Source organism: Bifidobacterium intestinale, from assembly GCF_023656765.1.
Classification (GTDB): Bacteria; Actinomycetota; Actinomycetes; order Actinomycetales; family Bifidobacteriaceae; genus Bifidobacterium; species Bifidobacterium hominis.
The window spans coordinates 1-19,001 of sequence record NZ_JAMOKR010000001.1; the positions used below are offsets into that span (position 1 = coordinate 1).

At 55.3% G+C, this 19,001-nt stretch carries 17 protein-coding genes and 1 pseudogene; 11 read left to right on the plus strand and 7 right to left on the minus strand.

The features are described 5' to 3' along the window. Positions 1-180 precede the first annotated feature (180 nt). The 4 genes from NBH13_RS00005 to NBH13_RS00020 form a co-directional block, all read right to left on the minus strand. On the minus strand, positions 181-720 hold the full coding sequence (locus NBH13_RS00005; protein ID WP_099571252.1) for a peptidylprolyl isomerase: 540 nt from the start codon (positions 718-720) through the stop codon (positions 181-183). Positions 721-835: 115 nt separating this feature from the next. After that, positions 836-1,012 (minus strand): hypothetical protein, encoded by a 177-nt coding sequence (locus NBH13_RS00010; protein WP_171842430.1) that lies wholly within the window; start codon positions 1,010-1,012, stop codon positions 836-838. 25 nt (positions 1,013-1,037) lie between these two features. Beyond that, a complete protein-coding gene (locus tag NBH13_RS00015; protein WP_065447231.1) occupies positions 1,038-1,391 on the minus strand; it encodes a hypothetical protein in 354 nt (117 codons plus the stop codon). Between the two features lie 15 nt (positions 1,392-1,406). Then, entirely contained in the window at positions 1,407-2,132 is a 726-nt protein-coding gene (locus NBH13_RS00020) for a DUF2599 domain-containing protein (protein WP_144090580.1), read from the minus strand. 380 nt (positions 2,133-2,512) lie between these two features. Here NBH13_RS00020 and NBH13_RS00025 point away from each other — a divergent pair, with 380 nt between their 5' ends. The 3 genes from NBH13_RS00025 to NBH13_RS00035 all read left to right on the plus strand — a co-directional run bounded on the left by NBH13_RS00025 (position 2,513) and on the right by NBH13_RS00035 (position 6,200). After that, a complete protein-coding gene (locus tag NBH13_RS00025; RefSeq protein ID WP_250778419.1) occupies positions 2,513-3,655 on the plus strand; it encodes a sensor histidine kinase in 1,143 nt (380 codons plus the stop codon). Beyond that, positions 3,648-4,307, plus strand: a complete 660-nt coding sequence (locus NBH13_RS00030; protein WP_250778421.1) for a response regulator transcription factor — start codon at positions 3,648-3,650, stop codon at positions 4,305-4,307. Before NBH13_RS00025 ends, NBH13_RS00030 begins: the two co-directional genes overlap by 8 nt. A 513-nt stretch (positions 4,308-4,820) precedes the next feature. After that, a complete protein-coding gene (locus NBH13_RS00035) occupies positions 4,821-6,200 on the plus strand; it encodes an MATE family efflux transporter (RefSeq protein WP_250778423.1) in 1,380 nt (459 codons plus the stop codon). Positions 6,201-6,352: 152 nt separating this feature from the next. Here NBH13_RS00035 and NBH13_RS08710 read toward each other — a convergent pair whose 3' ends face one another. Then, complete coding sequence (locus tag NBH13_RS08710) at positions 6,353-6,553, minus strand: LPXTG cell wall anchor domain-containing protein (RefSeq protein WP_250778425.1); 201 nt, start codon at positions 6,551-6,553, stop codon at positions 6,353-6,355. Positions 6,554-6,741: 188 nt separating this feature from the next. On the opposite strand from NBH13_RS08710, the pseudogene NBH13_RS00045 reads away from it, so the two are divergent. The 3 genes and pseudogenes from NBH13_RS00045 to NBH13_RS00055 form a co-directional block, all read left to right on the plus strand. Continuing rightward, positions 6,742-7,100 (plus strand): annotated as a pseudogene (locus NBH13_RS00045) (oleate hydratase); the annotation flags it as partial. A gap of 253 nt (positions 7,101-7,353) precedes the next feature. Further along, positions 7,354-7,680 carry a hypothetical protein gene (locus NBH13_RS00050; protein WP_195523989.1) on the plus strand — a complete coding sequence of 109 codons (327 nt, stop codon included), beginning with the start codon at positions 7,354-7,356 and terminating at the stop codon, positions 7,678-7,680. Between the two features lie 137 nt (positions 7,681-7,817). Beyond that, on the plus strand, positions 7,818-10,622 hold the full coding sequence (locus NBH13_RS00055; protein ID WP_250778428.1) for an InlB B-repeat-containing protein: 2,805 nt from the start codon (positions 7,818-7,820) through the stop codon (positions 10,620-10,622). A gap of 149 nt (positions 10,623-10,771) precedes the next feature. Here the strand turns inward: NBH13_RS00055 and NBH13_RS00060 are convergent, their stop codons facing one another. After that, positions 10,772-11,767: an alpha/beta hydrolase gene (locus NBH13_RS00060; RefSeq protein WP_416795256.1), complete on the minus strand. Its 996-nt coding sequence runs from the start codon at positions 11,765-11,767 to the stop codon at positions 10,772-10,774. Between the two features lie 120 nt (positions 11,768-11,887). Then, complete coding sequence (locus NBH13_RS00065; RefSeq protein WP_250778430.1) at positions 11,888-12,691, minus strand: Cof-type HAD-IIB family hydrolase; 804 nt, start codon at positions 12,689-12,691, stop codon at positions 11,888-11,890. A 310-nt stretch (positions 12,692-13,001) separates the two neighbouring features. Here NBH13_RS00065 and NBH13_RS00070 point away from each other — a divergent pair, with 310 nt between their 5' ends. The 5 genes from NBH13_RS00070 (at position 13,002) to NBH13_RS00090 (ending at position 18,982) form a co-directional block, all read left to right on the plus strand. Next, positions 13,002-13,973, plus strand: a complete 972-nt coding sequence (locus NBH13_RS00070) for a MetQ/NlpA family ABC transporter substrate-binding protein (protein WP_250778432.1) — start codon at positions 13,002-13,004, stop codon at positions 13,971-13,973. 109 nt (positions 13,974-14,082) lie between these two features. Further along, on the plus strand, positions 14,083-15,231 hold the full coding sequence (locus NBH13_RS00075; protein ID WP_250778434.1) for a methionine ABC transporter ATP-binding protein: 1,149 nt from the start codon (positions 14,083-14,085) through the stop codon (positions 15,229-15,231). Further along, a complete protein-coding gene (locus tag NBH13_RS00080; RefSeq protein WP_055063478.1) occupies positions 15,228-15,920 on the plus strand; it encodes a methionine ABC transporter permease in 693 nt (230 codons plus the stop codon). The genes NBH13_RS00075 and NBH13_RS00080 overlap by 4 nt, the downstream gene beginning before the upstream one ends. 62 nt (positions 15,921-15,982) lie before the next feature. Continuing rightward, positions 15,983-17,131, plus strand: coding sequence for a M20 metallopeptidase family protein (locus NBH13_RS00085; protein ID WP_250778436.1), 1,149 nt, complete (start codon positions 15,983-15,985; stop codon positions 17,129-17,131). 153 nt (positions 17,132-17,284) lie between these two features. Next, positions 17,285-18,982, plus strand: coding sequence for an NAD+ synthase (locus NBH13_RS00090; protein WP_195523982.1), 1,698 nt, complete (start codon positions 17,285-17,287; stop codon positions 18,980-18,982). Positions 18,983-19,001 lie beyond the last annotated feature (19 nt).

The window sequence follows — 19,001 nt, forward strand, 5'->3', positions numbered from 1 at the left end:
CAGCGCCTCGCGGCGGAACCCGTCGTCGTAACGTCTCCTTCGATCCTCACGCATACGAAAGAACCGCACCTCCGATCATCGAATCTGAATTTCTTCAGTCCAACAATCGGGGTGCGGTTCAGTGCGGTTCAAAGTGAGGGGCTTTTCATTATTTTGCTATGAAGCTTGTTGATGCGAAACTTACTTCAACACTTCGATGGAAGTGATGCCGACCGGCTCGAGCGGAGCGTCGGAACGATCGGTTGCCACGGAATCGAGCTTGTCGACAACGGCCTTGGACTCGTCATCCGCGACTTCGCCGAAGATGGTGTGATGGCCGTTGAGCCATTCGGTCGGCACGGTGGTGATGAAGAACTGGGAGCCGTTGGTGCCGTGGATCTTGCCGTCCATGCCGCGGCGCAGGCCGGCATTCGCCATGGCCAGCAGGTACGGGCGATCGAAGGTCAGACCAGGAACGATTTCATCATCGAAGTTGTAACCCGGACCGCCGGTGCCGGTGCCCAGCGGGCAGCCGCCCTGAATCATGAAATCCTTGATGATGCGGTGGAAGGTCAGACCATCGTAGAACGGCTTGTGGCTCGGCTGGCCGGTGAATGGGTCGGCCCATTCCTTTTCGCCGGTGGCGAGGCCGAGGAAGTTGGCCACGGTTTCCGGGGTCTTGTCGTCGAACAGGTCGATCTTGATGTCGCCTTCAGTGGTGTGCATGATAACTGTAGTCATGGCTCCAAGTGTCTCATGGGCTTGAGACCGGCGATGGTGCGATTGCGGTAATGACGCAGAGAGCCGTGGAATGTCCGCGGCCGATAGCCGGGAAGCCGAGCCGCAACGTGAGATGTCATGCGAGTTGGCTCGCGATGATCAACGCGCCGGCAATAACCATGAGCGCCGAGAAAACACGCAAAAAGAGTCCTTTTGCGTGTCTTCCCAGTTTTTTGGATCCGATTGCGACGGATATCAGGACCAGTCCGACGGCCAGCGGCACCAAGGCCAGCAGAAGCAGCGGTTTTTCCATGGCATCTCCTCTCGAACGCTGTGATTCAGATGTTTCGATGCTCGGTTTTTCTGCGCTTGCTGACAAGGGCCATGGAGCAGCATGTCGATACGCACAGATTCACTATGCAGGTCGCTGCCGGCAGTAGCCGTATGAACGGCTGACTGTAGAAATCGATAACATCCGGCTCCATGGATCCTGAGTACATTTCAAAAACCGGATACGATGCGAGAGCCAGCGCCGAACTCACGAGGAACGGTATCCAAATGACGGACAGCCGCAGGATGGATACCGTTCGGCCTTCCCGATGAACTTTTTTCGAGAACATAAAAAGAGACCAAGAGGCCACTGCGATTAATGCACCCGTGCAATACAACAGACCGGGGAACTCGCTACGCATGATTCCGTCCTTACTTCAGTTGCAGGTAATTTGGCTTATCGATGTTCTGGATGGTTCGAGGTTATACGGTGTTTTGAGATTGCCATACCTGACATGGCAGTCGAATTGTTCCTTCATCATTTTTGAAGCTGTTGGATAGGCCGTCCAATGACGACTCGAGCTAAACTGGGGAGGGACCGTTGCCCATGCTGATTCTGCGTAATAGTATCTTGTCGGTGTAGCCGTTGCTGCCCACCAAGTGGGTTGTAAGGATAACGACCACATGCCATTACGTGCAATCCAGCCTCCCTTAGCAAACCATTGATTGGACCATGAACCGCGTGCGGCTGTTGTATCCATTCGGATGTTGGACGTTTGTTCTTCCTTTGTCGACGCAATGAGATATTGCATCGTCTCATCCTCGGTTTTCCCGTATACATTCCGCTTCGGATCCTGGACCCAATCAATCACTTCCGATCTATCCATCCCTATTTCCTCATATACTGCCTGATTGTATTTCATGCCGTCTGCCAGTGCGGAGGTCGGGGTGATGATTGCGACGCTGATTGCTGTGATCGTCGCCAATGTTGCCAATGCTTGTTTTTCCATTATGATTCCTTCCCTGATTGCAACTTCGGTTTTGGAAATCGCATACCATTCGAAACAGTGAACTGATTTTGTAGAGGGATATCGTTTTGCATCAAGAGATTTCGGCTGCTCATGGTGTGGTTCCGCAGCCAATAAGAGTGGTACCTTTTCCATGGCATCTCCTCTCGAACGCTGTGATGCAGAGATATCTTTAGTGAATCATGGAATATGGGTAGTTCGGCACTGACTGGTGACGGGATTCGACCCTGATGTTCGTCGGTGTCGGAATATGTTTTCGCCGTGTAGCATCTGGTAAATAAGGCATTTATTCATGATTGAGGGGAATGGAGGACGGTTATGCGAAGAAGAAGGACCATGGCTTATCGGATTGCGGTGTTGCTTACGGCATGCGCGCTGGGGTGGGGGACTGCAGCGCCCGCCGCCGATGCCTCCGTTATCCAACCGGACCAGGACTTGTCTTCCCGTGCGACCGTGCTCGGTTACGACAATCTGCTGTGCAAGTTATTCCCGAGTTTGGATATCTGCAGGAAGCAATGATGAGATCACCATCGTCGTTTTTTTTGGACGCCGTGCGTCCGTATCCGCGTGGGTTTAGGCTGTCATATCTGTTTATGTCGGTGTCTATCGTGGTTCTGGAGGTCGTCTTCCATGCGATTTCAGCTCCGCTGGGAACTCACGACATTCTGATACTTGCCGCGCTGTGTGCCCTATTGTCCGTGGCACCTTGGCTGGGTATCACAGGGGATTTGCTGTATGTAGCCGTGTTCGCCGCGATGGGGGCGTTTAGCTCTTCGCTTGCATTTCCTGTGCTTGGCGTATTTCTGGTTGCAGCTGTGTGGATCATCCGTCACCGCACGGCTCAGGCTGCGCTGCTACTCGCTGGCTACGTTCTGCTGATGTTCTGGCAGAACGGGAGCGTGCTTGCCCGCATGGCCAGCGATGTTTTGCTGTCCTCCGTCGCGGTTGTCGTCGGCTTCGCGGTCAGGAAGTTCATGGACGGGGCCGAACTGTCCCGGCGGGAGCTGGAGGAATCCCGGATGGGGACGGTCAGGGCCGTGGAATCCGTCCGGGCCAAGCTCGCCGCCGGATTGCACGACACGATTGCCAGGGACCTCGCCCGCATCTCCATCTCATTGGAGAGCCTCGCCGCCGCGCACCCGGACCTGTCCGGCGAGATCGCTCCGATAGTCGATCTCGCGCACGATTCCTCACGCCGTCTCAGGCCTATGATCTCGGAACTCAGCCTCGACGCCGCAGCGCCGAGTCTCGCGGCCGCCGTGGAGGAATCCAGACTGATGCTGCGATCAGGGGCACTCGAGTTGGATGCGCATATGCCGGGCGACATCGACGGCGAGATTTCGAGGCAGACGATTCTCACGGGATCACTGTTCGTGAGCGAGACCGCCGCGAACGCTTTGAAATACGCGCGGAGGGGGACGACGGTAGACCTGTTCGCGGAGATCGACGGTGGGGGACTGTCGCTGACGATGGCCAACGACATCAGCGGGAGCTCTTCGGACGGCGCGCTAACGGGAGGCTTCGGCCTTGCGAACCTGAAGTCGCGGATCGAGTCCGAGGGAGGACGGTTGTCCTTCGTCTCGCGTTCCGGACGGTGGATCGTCAACGCGTCCATACCGGATCCGAAAATCCAAGGGGAAGGGGCTGCTGATGAGTGAACCAATCCGCGTCCTGCTTGCCGACGACGACGTGATCGTCCGTGAGGGGCTCGCAGGCCTGCTGGACCGCCAAGACGGCATCGACGTGGTTGCCGTCGCCGAGAACGGCAGCATGGCTCTGCGCGAGCTTTCCAGACGGGCCGTGGACGTGGCCCTGTTGGACGTGGACATGCCCGTCCTCGACGGGCTGGCGGCTGCCAAGGAGATGGCGAGGCTGTATCCGTCGGTCGTGGTGGTGATGCTCACCGTGTTCGAGCATGAGGAATCGCTCGCCAGGTCGCTGGCTCTGAACGTGCGCGGGTTCTTGACCAAGGACATCCCCTCCGCGCAACTCGCCCAACTGATTAGACAAGCGCACGCGGGATACTCGGTGTTTGGACCGCGCCCGACCGGTATCCTCGCCGACAGCTATCTGAACTCCGGGAAGAACGATCCCAAATATGACGCCTTCCGCGAGAGGGTGGAACGCCTTCCGGGCTATCTGCGCACCACGTTTGATCTGCTCATCCAGGCGCTGCCGAACGAGACCATCGCCAAACGGCTCGGTCTGAGCGAAGCCACCGTGCGCTCCTACATATCCGAGATCTTCACCACACTCGGATACACTAACCGCGGCGAGCTCACCATCACAGCCATCAAGGCCGGATACTGACTTCTGTTCCTGACCTGGTCTCCGGTGCGGGATGAACTTAGGTATTCCGCATGTTCGTGAATCCTATGGCTGCTGCGAGGACGATCAGTACGGATGTCTCGGCGGGGAGATATCTCAGGAACAATTCGGGAAGCTCCTGTTTCGTTACGATTGCCATGACAACGATGATGGGGCAGACAGACGACGAGCGAAATGGCGAGAGAGACGAAGGCGCGTTTCCAGGAAAAACGCTTGTTCCGCATAGCTACTCCTAATTGCGGGAACGGCACAGAGAGCCGCGGTCGCAAAGGTCTTGACGGTGAAATCAATCTGTACTTCAACATAGTCGAATCTATCATCTCCGTAGAGGCGGATTCGACTATGTTTTCATGCAGACAATAAGCGAAAAACCTTCAACGACATTCTCAACAGCGCAAAACAGACATAGCCAAAATCTGAGCAATCAACGGCGATGATGAAACACGTGACCTTACACTGCACATGCAGTTCCTAACACGCCAGACGCTTACGATTATGATCACATCAACTTCGCAGAATACTCACGAAACAGATACCGCAAACAACGCATCATGCACCACTATCGGCACCATTCTCACACTAGCCATACCAACATTCGGGCAACTTATCGCCGAACCAGCATTCGTACTCATCGATACCGCCATCGTCGGGCATATTGGCGGGCAAGCGCTCGCCGGTCTGTCGGTCGGGTCAACCATCGTGCTCACTGTTGTGGGGCTATGCGTGTTCCTTGCATATAGCACCACATCGCAGGTGGGACGTCTTTTGGGCGCCGGCAAGCGGAGAGAAGGCTTGGAAGCAGGCATTGATGGCCTGTGGTTGGCTGGAATCATTGGCGTGGTGGTGTCTGTGATGCTGTTCGTTATTGCACGCCCGTTGTGCATGGCCATGGGGGCGCAGGGGAGCGTCTTGCACAATGCGGTTGACTACGTGCGTGCCGTGGTGTTCGGTATTCCCGGCATGTTGCTGGTGTATGCGGCCAACGGTATTTTCCGCGGACTGCAGAAGGTTCGCATCACGTTGGTAGCTGCTACGCTGGGTGCGATACTCAATACATTGCTGGATTTGCTGTTTATTCTCGGATTCGGTTGGGGTGTGTTTGGGTCTGGAGTGGCCACGCTGATTTCGCAATGGTTCATGGCAGTGTTGCTTATTGTTCCTGCGATGTTGTGGACTCGTGCGGAAGGTGCCCGTTTACGGCCGCGTTTGTCAGGAGTGTTGAACAGTGCTGGCGATGGTGCGGTGTTGTTCTTGCGCACGCTTGCGTTGCGTGCATGCCTGGTGGCGAATGTGGTGCTGGCTACGCATATGGGCGTGGAAGTGTTGGCTGCGTATCAGGTGGTGAATTCCAGTTGGAATTTCGTGTTGAACATGCTTGATGCCATTGGTATTGCCGGTCAGACGTTGGTTGCCGCGCAGATTGGTGCCCGTCAAGAGGATGAAGCCATGCGTTTGACGAGAATCGCTGGCAGGGCAGGATTATGCGGAGGAACGGTAATCGGTATTGGTTTGATGATTGCCGGATGGTGTGCGTCCCCGCTGTTTTCGCAGTCTACTGAGATTCAGCATCTGATCACCATCGGTATGATGGTTGTTGGCGTGACATTGCCGTTGGCTGGTTGGATGTGGGCTGTTGATGGCATTTTGATTGGGGCAGGGGATTACCGTTATCTTGCATTGACGTGTACGGCGACAGCTGTAATATATGTGCCTTGCCTTGCTGCGATTGGATGGATATGCGATGCGATGCAGGCTTCTTCTGCGCTTCGTATGGCGTTGCTGTGGCTTGCCGTGAATCTGCTATTTGTAGGATTGCGCGCAGTGTTCAATGGTTTCCGTATCAGAACTTCCACATGGTTGCATATCGAACGCTGACAGTAGTGACAGCAGTAACGGCAGCTTGAATGATGCAAGATATGCGATTCTTACGAAATAAAAATCCCACATGATTCCGGCGAACCGGATCATGCGGGATTGTTATATGCGAACGAACTTAGGAATGAATCCTAAGAACAGGCTCTGGCAATTCAGGAACGCTTGCGCTTGAACACGAACAATGCCCCTGCTGCAACAACCAGAACAGCGACCACCGCAACAACGCCGATTACGTTGGAACCGGTGTTGGCAGTGTTTGCCTTCTTGTGTGCGGCAGGCTTCGTATTCTGCTTGTCATCATCCTTCTTCGGTGCGTTCGGCGTGCTGTCCTTGATAGCCACAGTGAAACGCACGCGTGCACCCTGGTTGTAGAACACCACCACAGAACCGGTGCTGCCGGTTTCGCGACCATTGAGGAATGCGTATCGTCAAAGACGGTGAGGAAACCGTTCAGCCAGTCGGACAGCAAGATATGGTCTACTTCACCAACGGATCCATGACCTAGAACTCCATTCGCGGCAGTATGACCGAAGCGCCCGTCATGAACTGCAGCACTACCGAATGCGCCAGCTTCACGCTATGGGAGAAGCTGGCGGCTAAGAGCGAGGATTTCGGGCATCCGGAGAAATTCGTGTGCGACCTGGTGAAAGCCAATTGGGTGAGCGCCACCATCACTATTCGCGACTATCCGGAGCTTTTCCGTTATATCGAAGAGAAAACCGGTAATCCGACTGGCAAAGCAGGCGTGACCACATTCGTCAAATCATCATGGTTCATGAGATTCAACGCGGCGCTGCAGCCGGTCGATCCGGATCAGTTGGACGACGGCAGGTGTTGTGGGTGTACGGTCCGCACTCCAATGATCCGGGCGAATATGTGAAGAAGCCGATGAACCAATGCTCGGGTGAGGAGATTCTCAAGGAGATGCTCTATTGGTTCGGTGCCGGGCAAAGATTGGATCGAACGTTCCGACCTGCCTCAGATCAAGCCGTTCGAACTGCCTAAGATGATGGACCGCATGCTGAATGCCATCAACTGTTATCCGTGAATTTCTTTTTATGATTGACGATAATGCAGATTCGTCGTATTTGAGACACATACTTTGATACGTTTGCCGTTCTATAGATGAATCTGGATACTGCAAAACTGATATATGGAAGGCACGATGCGTGGGCGTTCTTTGGCTTTCGCGTTGACGGGCGCCGTATTATTGCCACTTGCTGGGTGCGGCATTCCGCAACGGGAAGTGGATAGCAACATTACCACCACTGTGCCATCGGCGGTTCGGAACGAGTCTGGCGAAGAAACGCAAGATGATTCCGCACTGCTAGCTGGAGCTGTTTCTCCGGAATCTGTGCAATCTGACGTTGAAGTCAAAGGATTCGTGAAGCGTTCAAAAACTTTTGGCACGATCGAATATGGATTCGATTGTGCCTTTTCATGGTCTGTGCACATTCTCAAAGCCGTTTATTTTGATTGATGTGAGTGTTCGCAAGACGTAGCTCTTACTTAAGGGGGTTAATGGGCATCTTTTGTTAATGTGTAGGAATAGTTAAAGTTTTCTCATGCTTATGTAATAATTTTCTGTGGGAACACTATATGAAAGAGGAATTTATCATGAAACCATCAAGTCGTTTCCCCGGCGCAATAGGAGGTAAAACTCCAGCTAAAAACACGCATAGCTTTGGCAAGAAGATCACGGCGGTAATCGCCGCTTCTGCAATCGCGCTGTGCGGCACGGCCACGACGGCGTTCGCAGACGATACTGCGAACGATCTCGGCAAGAAGATCGTCAATACGTACACTTCTCAGAACGGCAACGGTATGACGTTCGAGAAGGTCAGCCATCCGTCCAATGGACTGCAGACGGCTGACGGCGTGGTCGACTACATCGGCAATGGCGCCATCACCGAAGAAGACCAGGACCAGGGCGACCGCGGCCAGTCCTACAGCTACGCTGCCGCCTCGTACGGCGATTGGGTGTATGTGGGCACCATGTACGGCGGTCTTGGCGTGCAGAACATCCTTTCGCGTGGTTTCGCATCCAACATGGGCATGACCACCGATGAGGCCACCGCTCTGATTCAGACCATGTACTCCGGCCACATGTACTTGGGCGAGCCGGACGGCAAGAGCGCCGGCGGCATGCTGTTCAAGTTCAACGTGAAGACCGGCGAAAGCAAGATCCTCATGTCTCAAAGCGCAGGCATTGAGGGTGGCACTGGCATCATCCCGACCTTCCGCAGCGCGTTCCGCATGGGTGACAAGCTGTATTTCGAAGGCATGGTCATGGATACCAACAACAAGGATCTCACCCAGACTGAAATCCAGACCGCCATCGCCTACCAGAACGGCTTCCCGTGCATTTATGAGATCGATCCGACCAACGGCGACAAGCTCACCCCTGTGTACGAAAGCATGGAGAATGCGGATCAGTGGCGTGAACTGGTCAAGCAGAACGTCTTCACCTCCACCCGTGCCATCGGCTCGTTCGGTGACGACACGCTGATCGCCGGCGACCTTAAGCCGACTTCCGATGGCAAGGGAGCCGCCTACTTGGTGGCTTCCAAGACCCCGTCCATCAAGGGCTCCTACAAGGTCATCGCAGACATGGCGGACTTCGATAACCTGCCTGCCATTCACCGTTCCGACGTCAACGGCGGTGGCGGTATCTACCAGGTGCAGGAGTTCAACGGCAAGCTGTACGTGGTGATCTGCACCGGCAGCACGGATACGAGGAGCGACGAAACCGGCACCATGCGTTCCTACGCCATCTACGTGGGCGAGAACAATGGTGATCCGACCAACAAGGCCGACTGGACGTGGCGTCCGCTGGCTGGCGACAAGTCCAATGGTGCCAAGTACACCTACGGTCTTGACGCAAGCCGCGTGAGCGCCGGCGCCTGCACGCTGCAGGTTTACGGCGACTACCTGTATATTGGCGACTACAATGACGTCTCCAGCGCACTGCAGGGCTTCGTGACCAACTCCGAATTCGTGACCCAGGCCACCAACCTCGAACAGTCCATCAACCTGTACCGCATGGACAAGAACGAGAACATCACGATGGTCGTTGGCGACGAAAACGAGACCTTCGGCAAGAGCCTGACCGGGCTGGGCAGTGGTTACGGCAACCACATGAACCAGTACACCTGGCAGACCATCACCCACGAAGGCAAGATGTATCTGTCTACCATGAACACCACCACGCTGCTCGAGCCGGTGGCCCAGTTCACCAACGGCGACATTCTGCACATGAGCGATAAGGAATGGAACGACACCATCCACTATCTGCGTACGTTCCTCGAACTGGTGATGAACCGCAACAACTCCAGTGACGCCAACGCCGTCGCATTGAACGATGACGAAGCTGATGCAGAAGCACAGTCCGAAGCACCGTCTTCCGACGATCCTGAAGCACTGGTCGACTGGGCAGTGAAGCAGGCCAACCAGCGCGCCGCAGCCTCCCATCCGTCCCTGACCGACGTTGAAGGTTCCACCGCTGATTCGTTCACCCTGACCAAGGATCAGAAGAACGATCTGGTTGCCGGCATCAAGGATGGCAGCATCGTGCCGGGAAGCCTGACCGACGTCAACACCGCAGCCACCCTGCTGGACGTCAACAACGGACTCGACATGCTTGGCGACGAGCTGGGCAGCAAGGCATCCGAAGACTTCTCCGACACCTATGGCGAGATCGTGGACGAGTTCATGGCCGTCGTGCCGAACGCACCGCAGATTCCGGACAGCATGAAGAAGCTGTACGACACCCTTGTGAAGCTGACCTCCAAGGAAAACATGAAGGCATACTTCAAAGCGCTGCCGTACCTGTCCCAGTCCAAGCGTGGTTTCAACCTGTTCGAAATCGTCGACAACGGTGAAAACGGTGTTTCCGTGAGCACCGTGACCGATGAAGGCTTCGGCGACCCGTTCAACCATGGTCTGCGCATCTTCTGCAACACCGACAATTACATGATGATCGGTACCGCCAACCCGTTCTACGGCACCCAGCTGTGGCGTGTGGCCAACACGGTGTATTCCGTGAATGTCAAGGCCGGCAAGGGTGGCAAGGCTTCTGCGGATTACACGGAGAACGTTGCTCCGGGCACGAAAGTCACCCTGACCGCCACCGCCGATAAGGGCTATGCCTTCGACGGTTGGACCGTGACCAGCGGCAATGTGGAAATCGCTGAAGACGGCACCTTTACCATGCCAAGTAGCGCAGTGTACGTGAAGGCCAACTTCAAGACCGTGCCGTCCGATCCGAAGAAGGAAGATTCGAAGAAGACGGAAACTGTCGCTAAGAAGAAGAACGGCAAGATCGCTTCCACCGGTTCTTCGGTCATGGGCTTCGTAGTCGCAGGCGTTGCTGCACTCATTGTGGGCGCTGGTGCGCTGATGCTGAAGAAGAAGCGCGCCTGACACTAGACGCGCGCCTCAGGCGTAATGGCTAGAGCCAACAAGTAAGGGCTTCGGTTAGTTCAAAAGATATTTCTGAACTAACCGAAGCCCTTACCGTATATCAGTGAGTATTACATTGTGGTGTTGAATGGAACCCTGAACTTGTCGAACTAACGATCGAACGTATCTGTCACAAATCCCTTAACGGTATTCCAATACGTTTCCGGATCAACAGCGGAACTCACCAAATGATCGGCACCGGGAACCAGCAGCTTACGCTTATCCGCACTGGCACAAGCATCATAATTCATGTCCAAATACTTGGCATTGACCATATTGTCGTCGCCACCGTGAATGAACAGCATGGGAATCGTTGTGTGGGAAAGCGACTCCACACACGAAGCATCCGAGAAACTGTATCCGGCGTGCGCCTTGCATACCAAGCTTGCCGCATCCACACATGCTGCGGCAAAGAACTTAGGCATGTGGAACATACTCCGAGCAGTGTCCATGAACTCGTAACGTGCCGAAGTGAAACCGCTTTCCGCAATGGCCGACACAACATTGCCAGGCAGCTCAGCATCGCCCGTGGCCATCATCACAGCGGACGCTCCCATGGAACCGCCGTACAGCAGAATACGCGCCTGATCGTCGATACTGTTGATATAGCTAATCCAGTCCAACAGATCATAGTGTTCGAGCCAACCCATACCAACATAACGACCTTCACTCAGCTCATGCCCGCGTTGCGCAGGAATGAACACGGTGAATCCCATCTGCGCGAAACGACGACCCCATTTCGCCGACTCCAACGGCTTGCTGGTATAGCCGTGCACGCAGATCGCATAACAATGCTCACGCGGTGCGGAAGAATCCGGGTCAAACCACCATCCATGAAGATTCAAACCATCCCTACTGGTGATTTCCACCGGTTGCTTGGCCTCGTCGAACCATGCGCATGCTTCTCCGGCCTCTCCAATGGTCATTTGCTCGTCACGATCCGGAGCAATGATCGCCTGATGAAACATGGAATGCTTCCACTGCGTATCAATGGCAAAACGGAATAAAACATTTGCGGCGATGGCGGTCACTCCGGCAGCAGCCGCTACCATTGTTCCCACGGTTATGGCTGCGGTGGCGGCGTGTGGACGCGATATACCAATCATATCTTCCTCGATTCCCGATATTGTCGATTTTTCTATTGTAAAAACAATGCTGTGGGAAACCCGTAACGTTACACGCATCCAGTATTTGCGGCGAAAAGAAATACGGTCAACAGTACATCGTCAGATGATGTCGAAATGCTTGAGAGCATTCCAAATGCCATTATGATCAACGTCATCGGTAATGTAATCGGCCACCGCCTTCGGCTCTTCGGTGGCGTTGCCCATCGCCACGCCGATGCCGGTAAAGCGCAGCATATCCACGTCATTGCCGCCATCGCCGAACGAAATCGCCTGCTCCTTCGACCAGCCATAATGGTCGAGAAAACGTTGGATGCCACGATCCTTGCCGCCGTCAGCGGGAATCAGATCAACGAAATCCGGATGCCAGCGCACACCGCGCGTATTTGGCAGCAGCGACAGCAATTCAGCCTCCTGATCACGACTGATATACGGGCTCATCTGGAACGTCTCATGTTCCGCCGTGCGTACATGCGGATCGTCAAAGAATACGTCCGGTGCGGTCTTACCCAGGCTTGCCCACGTGCGGCGCATCTGATCGTTGCTGTGGTTGAAATACACGTAATCCTCTTCGCCGATGCAGGCGACGATATCCTCATGCTCATCCAGCCAACGTACGATCGTGGCCACATCGGTTGCGTCAAGCGTCTGCTTTTCCAAAAATCCGCTGCCGTCAATGCAGTACTGGCCATTGAACCCGACAATGCCATCGAAATCGACGGGAATAGTATCCAACACGACATTCATTTGAGCGGGAGGGCGACCGGTGCATATGAAAATCTTGACGCCATTGGATTGCAGCGCGTGCAACGCGTCAATGGTGGATTGTGGCACGACGTGCGTGGTGAAGCTCGTCAACGTTCCGTCAATGTCGAAAAACGCCGCTTTGATGTCGATTGCGGTCATGGAAAACACCTTCCAAATATGTGATTTCGTAATTGCTCGCTTGTTTCAGTGTAGGGAGCGGACATGATCGCCGACACACCCGTTCATGTCACCATCGTGCATGATTCCGTGCATTTCGGAGGATTGATGAAAATGCTGGAATCATTGCGATTGAACACCCGCTATAACGAATTCCGATAAGGCAGTTCTTAGGTTTCGGCGTATTGCAACGGAAGCGTCGCGTATGGTTGGACACGACACGATGGCATGCAGCTCATCGAAGACACGTTGGAAACCATGCAAAGCAATGAGGAAGAAGAGAGGATTCATCATGGCAGAAGCAAATCAGCAGCCGGCAGGATTGCCGGAAGAACCGGTCCGAGTCAATCACACGGTACGTAACATCATCATCGCCGTCGTGGTGGTCGCATTGGTCGCGGTCGGAGCGTTCTTTGGAGTTCGTGCGTTCAACGGATCCGACAAGACTGCGGAGAAGGGAACCGAGGCCAACCCGGTGAAGATCGGCGTGGTGGGCGCCACCGATCCGCAGTGGGTGGAATTCAAGAAGCAGGCCGAAAAGCAGAACCTGTACGTCGATATCGTTGATTTCCAGGATTACACTTCCGAGAATCCGGCCGTCGACTCCGGTGAGCTTGACCTCAACGAGTTCCAGCACCTGCTGTACCTGGCCAACTACAATGTGCAGAACAACAAGGAGCTGCAGCCGATCGGCGGTGTGGCAATCTACCCGCTCGGTGTGTATTCCACCAAGTACAAGAGCATCGACGAGATTCCTGAGGGCAGCACCATTCCGATTCCGAACGACGAGACCAATCAGGCCCGTGCCATCGGCGTGCTCAAGGCTGCAGGTCTGGTGACGATGAAGGGCGATTGGACGCCGTTCTCTACTCCGCAGGACATCGACGAATCCAAATCCAAGGTCAAGGTCACCCCGCTGAAGGCGGAGCAGGTCGCCAACTCCCTGAAGGACCCGCAGGTCGCGGCAGGCGTCATCAACAACGATTATGTCGCCGACGCTGGTTTGAAGGCCACCGACGCCATCTATCAGGATGACGCTGAATCCGAAGAAGCCCGTCCGTACATCAACATCTTTGCCACTCGCAAGGCCGACGTGAACAACGAGGTCTACAAGAAGGTCGTTAAGATCTTCCAGACCACGAGCGTGCTTGACAAGCTGCAGGAGAATTCCGGCGGCACTGCGGTTCTGGCCGACAAGTTCAGCACATCCGAACTTCAGGATTACCTGAAGACGATCGAACAGGAAGCCAAGGACGCCGAGTAAGTCCTTTTCGGAAAGCTCCCTCCAAGGAGGGGGCTTTCCTGTATGTGCGACCAACGTCAGGCGTGGTTGTATGGTCAAGGGTTGAAAAACCATTAATGAAAGCGGCAGTATGACAGAACACACACCGATCATCACATTCGACCATGTGGTCAAGGAGTTCCGGCAGCGTGGCAGCGGCACTGACGGCGGCAAACGCGGCACGACCGTTGCTCGCGCCGTCGACGATGTGAGCCTCACCATCAATGAAGGTGACATTTTCGGCATCATCGGCTATTCCGGAGCCGGCAAATCCACATTGGTGCGCCTGATCAATGCTTTGGAGAAGCCGACATCGGGTACGGTCACGGTACTTGGCACCGAAGTGTCGTCGCTCAGCGAATCCAAGCTTCGTCCGATTCGACAGAAAATCGGCATGATCTTCCAGCAGTTCAACCTGTTCTCCACCAAAACAGTGGCGCAGAACATCGCCTATCCGTTGCAGCTCGACCATTGGCGCAAGGATTATCAGGACAAGCGCGTGGCGCAATTGCTTGACTTCGTAGGCTTAAGCGACCATGCGAACAAATATCCGTCGCAGCTTTCCGGCGGACAGAAGCAGCGCGTCGGCATCGCCAGGGCATTGGCCACGAATCCTAAGATCCTGCTTGCCGACGAGGCGACCAGCGCTCTGGATCCGGAAACCACTACGGAAGTATTGTCGCTGCTCAAGCGAGTCAATGAGGAAATGGGCATCACCATCGTGCTCATCACCCACCAGATGAACGTCGTGCAGCAGATCGCTAATCGCGTGGCGGTGATGAGCGCCGGCAAAGTAGTGGAATCCGGTAGCGTTTACGACGTGTTCGCGGCCCCGCGACAGCCGGTGACCAAGCGATTCATCTCCACCGCCATCAGTGGTATTCCTGAAGAGTCGCGCATCAGCACCATGCATGAGGAAAATCTCGGACACATCGTCACAGTGCTTATTCGACAGCATGACGTCGAAGAGCGTGAAGACGGTACCGTCATCGCGGCATCCGGGCAGAACATCTCACAACTTATCGCCAAACACGGCGTGCGAAGCAGCCTGCTGTACGGCGGTATCGACACTGTCAACGGCGTGGCCATCGGAGCGATCACCTACGAATTCGGCGGAGACAATGTCGAATCGTTCCTGAACGAACTGGCGCAAAACAGCGATATCGTCGATTTCGGTACCGCGGCACAGCCGACACCATATGAACAGGCCCTTATCAAGGCCGGACAGGAGCAGGCATGACACAGATTGAAGGCGTAACGCTTGCAAGCCGTAGCGACTGGACGGTACTACGACCGCTCCTGTTTGAATCCATCGGGCAAACCTTGGAAATGGTGCTCGTCACCATGATCGTGGGCGGTATTCTCGGACTGGTCCTCGGCGTGGTACTCTACGGAACGCGTCCTGGCAACCTGTTCGAAAACGCGGTCGTTTACCGCATCCTCGACGTGATCGTGAACATCATCCGACCGATACCGTTCATTATCTTCCTCGCAGCCATGCAGCCGCTGACCATCAAAGTCATCGGCACCTCCATCGGTACGGCCGCCGCGATCTTTCCGATGATCATCATGTGCACCATGGCCACATCCAGGCTTGTCGAACAGAATCTGGTTCCCGTCGACTCCGGTGTGATCGAAGCAGCACGGGCCATGGGAGCTTCGAAATTCACCATCGTGCGAACCGTGCTTATTCCGGAGGCGCTCGCGCCGCTGATTCTCGCCTACGCGTTCCTGTTCATCGGCGTGCTCGACATGTCGGCCATGGCCGGATACATCGGCGGCGGCGGTCTTGGTAATTTCGCCATCGCTTACGGATACCAGAAATTCGACCAGACTGTGACTTGGACGGCGGTAATCATTATGATTGTACTTGTTCAGGTGGTGCAGGGCGTCGCCAATGCCATCGCGAAGCACCTGCTGAAACGCTGACAGCAACGGTGAAAGCCGCTTAATCTTAATGGAGAGAAGCAACCAAGGGGGATTCACGCAAGATGACTGAACATGTCGAAATTACGCCGGAACTCATCGAAATCCGCCATTACCTGCACGCACATCCGGAGCGCAGCTTCAAGGAATTCAAAACAAGCGCCTACATTGAGCAACTGCTCAGAGCGCACGACATCGAAATCCTGAACAATCCGCTCGAATCGGGTGTGGTCGGGCTGATTCGCGGAGAACAACCCGGACCGCGCATCGCATTGCGCGCCGACATCGACGGTCTTCCCATTCAGGAAGACACGGGATTGCCATTCTCCTCGGTCAACGATGGAGTCATGCACGGCTGCGGCCATGACCTGCACATGTCATATCTGCTGGGAGCGGCATTCTGGCTTGCCAAACACCGCAAACAAATCAAGGGATCCATCAAACTGCTGTTCCAGCCGTCCGAAGAAACAGGCACCGGCGCACGCGCCATGATCGACGCGGGACTGCTGGCCGATGTCTCCGCCATCATCGGCGCGCACAACAACCCCAACTATGCGCCCGGGCAGATTGCCATCGGCCCTGACCCCATGATGGCCGGATGCGTGAAATTCCATGTCACGCTCCACGCTACGGGCACGCATGCCGGCTACCCGCACAAGGGCACCGGTCCTATCGAAGCGCTCGCCACGATGATTCTCGCGTTGCAGACCATCGTGAGCCGTAATGTGTCGCCATTCCATCCATTGGTGCTTTCCATCACCGAACTGCATGGCGGTCATGTATGGAATGTGGTGCCGGCCAAGGCAAGTTTCCAAGGTACCGTGCGTTACTTCCACAAGTCAGACGGCATCATGGTAGGTGAACGCTTCAAGGAACAGGTCAACGCCATCGCGGCTGGCTACGGGATCACCGCCGACATCGACTGGGACGATTTCCAGGATCCGCTGGTCTCCGACGAGGGACTGTCGAAGATCGTGGCCGATGGCGTGCGCGAGTATGCGCAGCTTGAGCCGATCTATCCGTCGATGGCGGGGGAGGACTTCTGCGAATACGCCAAAGTCACATTGCCCGTGTTCGCCTTTATCGGATCCAATGGTGAGGAAGGATGTCCTGATTGGCATAGCCCGAATTTTGTGGGATTGGACGAATCATTGCAGGCAGGCGTGGAATTCTATGCCAACGCAGCGTTTACCGTGTTGAACGAACTTGCGTAGGCTGGTCGATCTTCGGCCCAATTCTCCTGTGATCGAAGATAGCTGAAGATATATGCGATATGCACGATGATCATTCGGCACGCATGTGGTTTTTCTCGCCATATGCGTGCCGTTTGCATATCTGATACGCAAATCGCAATACACTAGTTAACTATGACAGACATTCGTTTCGCCCTCGCCCAAATCGACACTTGCGTGGGAGATCTCGACTCCAACGCAGACAAAGTCATGCGCTATGCGCATCTCGCTTCCAGCAACAGCGCACAAGTCGTGGTCTTTCCTGAAATGACGCTTACCGGATATCCGATTGAAGACCTCGCATTGCGGGCCACTTTCCGTAAATCCGCGTGGAACAAAGCCAACTGGCTTGCCGCCGAACTGGCTGCCGATGGGCTTGGCGACCTGTTTGTGGTGGTCGGCACGGTCGGCACTGATCGCGAGACATCCAAGCCGCGCAACCGACTCGTCGTATTGCATGGCGGCGTGGTTTGGGCCGGCTACGACAAGCACTTTCTGCCCAACTACGGTGTGTTCGACGAATTCCGCATTTTCAGCCCCGGCAACAAATCCATGGTGCTCGACGTGAACGGTGCACGCATCGGCGTGGCCATTTGCGAAGACATCTGGCAGGATGGCGGTCCAGTGGAGGAACTCGCCAAGCAGAACATCGATCTGCTGCTCACCATGAACGGTTCGCCATATGAGGAAGGCAAAACCGACACCCGCATCGACCTTGCGGTACGCCGTGCGGCCGAAGTGAACGCGCCGATGATCTATCTCAACCAGGTGGGAGGCCAAGACGATCTGGTGTTTGACGGTGGCAGCTTCGTGGTCGATGCCGATGGCACGCTGCTGGAACGTTCGCCGATGTTCATGGAGGATCTGAGCTTCTTCGACCTCGACACCACTGCCGAACGCCAGAAAGCTGGATCTATCGCAGCCAAGCCCGATCCGGACGAAGAGGTGTACACCGCCTGCGTGCTTGGCTTGAAGGATTATATGGCCAAGAACCATTTCAAGGGCGTGTGCCTTGGCCTTTCCGGCGGCATCGACTCCGCATTGGTGGCGGCCATGGCCGCGGACGCCGTGGGAGGAGCTAACGTGTATGGCATTTCCATGCCGAGCATGTACTCGTCTGACGGTTCGAAGGATGATGCCGCCGATCTGGCGAAGAATATTGGAGCGCACTACGACATTCAGCCCATCGAACCGCTGTTCGTCTCCTTCCAGAAGCAGCTCGATCTTGAAGGTGTGGCCGCTGAGAACCTGCAGGCGCGTATTCGCGGCGTGATTGTCATGGCATATTCGAATTCCAAGGGGCTTCTGGCTGTCGCCACGGGCAACAAGTCGGAGCTCGCCTGCGGTTATTCCACGATTTACGGCGATGCGGTCGGCGGATACGCTCCGATCAAGGATCTGCTCAAGACCCGTGTGTGGGAGATCTCCCGCTGGCGCAACAAGGCTGCCGCCGAAGGCATGGGCATTGGCGGATTGCATATCGTGGGCAACGAGCAGGGGTCTGCGGGAACGCCGTTGCCGGACGGCGTGATGATTCCCGTCAATTCGATTGAAAAGGCTCCATCCGCCGAACTTCGCCCGGGGCAGAAAGACTCCGATTCGCTGCCGGAATATGAGCTGCTCGATCAGGTGTTGGCAATGTACATTGAACATGCGCATGGTCGCGAGGATCTTCTGGCCGACGGCTTCGATGAGAACACCGTCGACACGGTTATGCGATTGGTGGATCGCGCCGAGTGGAAGCGACGTCAGTACCCGCTTGGTCCGAAAGTGACGGCATTGGCGTTCGGTCGTGATCGCCGCTTGCCGATCACCAACGCGTTCCGCGAATAAAACAGCGACGAACTATTGT